General features: G+C 36.9%; 3 protein-coding genes. All 3 read left to right on the top strand.

Going from position 1 to position 3,832, the window contains the following annotated elements; translation table 11 throughout:
- The first annotated feature begins 169 nt into the window (after nucleotides 1–169).
- The 3 genes from RWL85_RS08460 to RWL85_RS08450 all read left to right on the top strand — a co-directional run bounded on the left by RWL85_RS08460 (nucleotide 170) and on the right by RWL85_RS08450 (nucleotide 2,122).
- Complete coding sequence (locus RWL85_RS08460; protein ID WP_314087111.1) at nucleotides 170–1,048, top strand: RepB family plasmid replication initiator protein; 879 nt, start codon at nucleotides 170–172, stop codon at nucleotides 1,046–1,048.
- A 24-nt stretch (nucleotides 1,049–1,072) separates the two neighbouring features.
- Nucleotides 1,073–1,477 carry a hypothetical protein gene (locus tag RWL85_RS08455; protein ID WP_314087110.1) on the top strand — a complete coding sequence of 135 codons (405 nt, stop codon included), beginning with the start codon at nucleotides 1,073–1,075 and terminating at the stop codon, nucleotides 1,475–1,477.
- 363 nt (nucleotides 1,478–1,840) lie between these two features.
- A complete protein-coding gene (locus RWL85_RS08450; protein WP_314087108.1) occupies nucleotides 1,841–2,122 on the top strand; it encodes a hypothetical protein in 282 nt (93 codons plus the stop codon).
- The last annotated feature ends 1,710 nt before the right edge of the window (nucleotides 2,123–3,832 follow it).

The raw sequence follows: 3,832 nt of genomic DNA, 5'->3' as shown, positions 1-3,832 counted from the left end.
TTTATCAAGTACAAAATGTCAGTTTATCAAGTACAAAATGTCAGTTTATCAAGTACAAAATGTCAGTTTATCAAGTACAAAATGTCAGTTTATTAAGACTTATTTTTTAACTTGTCTTTTTATAGAAAAAGAGGTATTATAAAGACAAGGAAACAAGAGGGGTCTTTATATGGCGAATGAAATAGTTAAACATCATAATGATTTGAATACGGTAATCATGAGAAAATGGACTGCAGAAGAGATGAATTTCTTTTTTGCGATTATTGCTAAGGTTCGAGATGAAGGTACTAGATTGATGAGATTTGATACGGATGAATTGAGAAATTTAGCGAGCAAAGATTTTCATCTCGAGAGATGGTCACAAACGATGAAATCCGTTGCGGATAAAGTTGTCGATTTGAAATACTACGAGAGAACAGAACATTCCTACGCTGTTATGAACTTGTTCTCATATTTTCGAGTGGACGAGAAAGAACGTATCGTAGAGGTGGAGGTCTCGTCTAAATTTGAGTACGTTATAAACAAGCTAGAAGCACAATTTACCCAGTATGAACTTGCTGAATTTACAAATATTCGCTCAACCTATGCAAAAACAGCTTATCGGCTATTTAAACAGTGGCGTATCAAAGGTAAACGAGAGTTTATGATTGCTGAATTTAGAACACTTTTGGACATGCCAGATTATTATAAACCTAGTGAGATTGATAGACTTGTATTAAAACCTATTCTGAGCCAACTTTCCCCTTATTTTCAGAATCTGAAGGTTAAAAAAATCAAGTCGAATAAGCGAGGAAATCCAGTTCTAGGCTACGAGTTCACTTGGAATCCTGAAAAGTCTGAATCGTATGACCCAAATAAATTTAACAAGCCAAAATATAAGCAGAAAAGACAGTCCAATGTACCTAGTTGGTCAAATACTGATTACGTGAACACGACAAGCGAAGAGACAAAAGCCGAATTGGAACGCAAAAAGCAAGAAATGTTGGCTAGACTGAATCGTTCAGAATCTCATGAAGTTCAAACAGACATTTATGATTTTTTAGACTAATTAACGCAGAACAGGAGCAACAAAATGACAGAAAGAACTGAACTAATAAACGATATCGAGAAATTAAAAGCTGAAAGAAATAGATTATTAAGGCAAGTGGAAGAAGCTGAGCAGTGGGAAGGTGTTGCATGGGATAGTTTTAATGCGTTAGCTGACCATATACAAGCGACGAAGAAAAAGCAAGTCATTGCTCAAAACTACTGGGATAGTTCTCGAAGGGATATTGAAAGTCAATTTGAATTCGTGGCTAGTCAAATTGTTCGAGTGAAAAAAGTGTTAGATAAAAAACGTTATGAATTACTAGAGGGTGAAATTGACGAATTGAGGAAAGAGATTGATGAATTAGCAGATGTTCTCGGTTTGGAGATTGAGGAGCTACCAAAACACTTGCCGTTTTATTCTTTACCAGATGAAGAGATTGTTGATTGAGAAATCAGCATCTCTTTTTTTGTGTGTATCTGTATGAGATAAGAGTGTGTTAAAGTGTGAGATAGTCAAAAAGGGTGATAAACAGGATAGTGTGTGAAAGTAGGCGAAGCCGAGAAAAGTGTCGACACTAGAAACGTTGATACTATCAACTCCACACGTTACGTGGGGACAGTTTCCCTTATGCTCTTTCAGAGGCTAGATAAGTAAATTTCCTAGTAAAAACTAAACAAGGGGTTTGGGGGCTCCCAAAAATCAGTTTTCATTTTGAAACTGACCTAGCATGTGGTAAACTTACTGGTAAGGTGATACCCACATGCTACGCTTGCCACAATGAAACTAGACTAGTAAGGAGGATTTAGAGTCATGTCAGATTGGAAAACACTAAAAGAGGTCGCAGAAGAGTTAGGGATATCAAAAGACCTGGTAAAGTATCACAGAAAAAATTTAAATATTTTCCAGGTTGAACAAAAGGATGGAGTGTATCGTATATCTCCTTCAGGAGTGGACGAGATACGTTCTCGACTGAGAAAAGATAGCTATGATGCCACGTTTGAAGAAAAGGTCATGCGCCGTCTTAATATGCTTGAAAAACAGCAAGAATTGATATACGAGTTATTGCTCAAGGCGTTAAACGAGCGTAAATAGCCCTCAGAGGCTCCTACACGCTTGCTTTTTAGTTTTAGGGTATATTTGTATGCCTTTGATGCGAAAACGCATTAGAAGCTAAAATATGGCTTCTGAGAGCGTCTGAGCGATTTATGCCGTGAAAGCTATTTGATAACAAGCTAAGTCAAGTTAGACTGGTTAAGGCGGATCAGTCTGAACGTTGTTCAGCTGACCGACAAACCAAAGACTAACGACCTAGGTTACTTGTTGTCAAATAGACCATGGAATAAAGCAAGCGGACATGGTATAATAGCAATATTCTGGCACTAAGCCTTCGAAAGGAGGTGTTTAGCTTGATAGAATTCATTACTCTTCTTGTTGTTGTCCGAGTAGTGTTGCCCTTAGCGTACGAGTTGGGGAAAGCCTATGGGATGAAGTGGATTGAAAAGCGCTTCGATGACAACAAGAAATAGTGTCACTTTTCACGAACGCTAGTGTGTTGTAGCTGGCGCAAAAAAGCACCCTAAGTCTTGGCGGACAGGGTGCTTTTTCGTTTAGCGTGATGAATTCACTACTCTTGTTGTTGATTAAATTATAACATATTTTAGCTAAATAGCAAAATTTAGGGGTAATTTCGGATAGATAGCTTGTTCTGCTACCACTGCTTGTCGGTGTCAGTACAGAACTGATTGCGGAGTGGCTAGTCCGTAAGTGGCATGACAAATGCGACAAGTAATCTAGCCTGAGTGTCTTGAGCAAGCACAAAAAACACCCTTGGCTGCAACCTTGGGTGTTTTCTTTATGCTTAGCTTTATCGAACTTTTAAGCAATATAATTATATCACGTGCTAGAGTAGTGTCAAAAATAGACAATTCTGATATAACAAATCTTGACAATCCCCTTTGATACTTTTTGTCTTCAAAAAATGCGACATACTGAAGAAATAAATAAAACAAAAGCGCTTAACGCTCTAAATGGGCCTATAAGCGCTTTTGTTGATTCCTATTACCAAAATGATTTTTGAGGGTATCTGAGCGTGTTTTAGAATGCCCTGAGCTAAAATTGCTTGTTTCTAAAAAACTTCAATCTATCCTGAGCTAAAATTTTCTAGTCCCCAAGCTATTTAAAATCTGAAACACCCTTGAACTCTTGACATACTGGAGATAAACTAAATATATAGTTTATTTTATTCGGAGGGATTCTATGTATTTTGTTTTTTATAAAATATTAACCATTTTGCTACAGGAACTATTTCTTCCTGCAGGTAGTGAAAGGAGGTGATAGTCGTGAGTTACTTATTCGAGCTCTTCCTCAATGTTATGGCAAATGTACTGGCATATTTCATTTGCAAATGGCTGGACGATGAGGATAAACGGTAGTCAGCCTAGAAACACTCGTTAATCTGAAAAGAACGTAAAAAAAGCCCTAAAGGACTGGCATCCTCTAGGGCTTTGGTGTAGCCTTGAGCTACTTATTCGGCAATTTCATTGTAGCATGCTCATATAGTTGTGTCAAAAATATAAATATATACTAGATTTATATTTAGATACTGGCGGTTTTGTACTTGAAATTTTAACTTTTAGGGATATGGAGAGAGGGGCGAAACGAAGTGAGACTCTTTTTATATATATTTAATTATATTTTATATATATTTAAGGCACTTTTGAGCCTTAGAGCGACAAGGGTTTTCAAGTTTTATCAAGTACAAAATGTCAGTTTATCAAGTACAAAATGTCAGTTTATCAAGTA

The organism is uncultured Gemella sp. (genome assembly GCF_963515875.1).
Taxonomy (GTDB): domain Bacteria; phylum Bacillota; class Bacilli; order Staphylococcales; family Gemellaceae; genus Gemella.
This window is presented reverse-complemented; position numbering and strand designations above follow the sequence as displayed.

What these genes read in the sequence shown, in the direction of transcription:
- RWL85_RS08460 (WP_314087111.1), top strand. Translation starts at nt 170, where the DNA reads ATGGCGAATGAAATAGTTAAACATCATAATGATTTGAATACGGTAATC.
- RWL85_RS08455 (WP_314087110.1), top strand. Translation starts at nt 1,073, where the DNA reads ATGACAGAAAGAACTGAACTAATAAACGATATCGAGAAATTAAAAGCT.
- RWL85_RS08450 (WP_314087108.1), top strand. Translation starts at nt 1,841, where the DNA reads ATGTCAGATTGGAAAACACTAAAAGAGGTCGCAGAAGAGTTAGGGATA.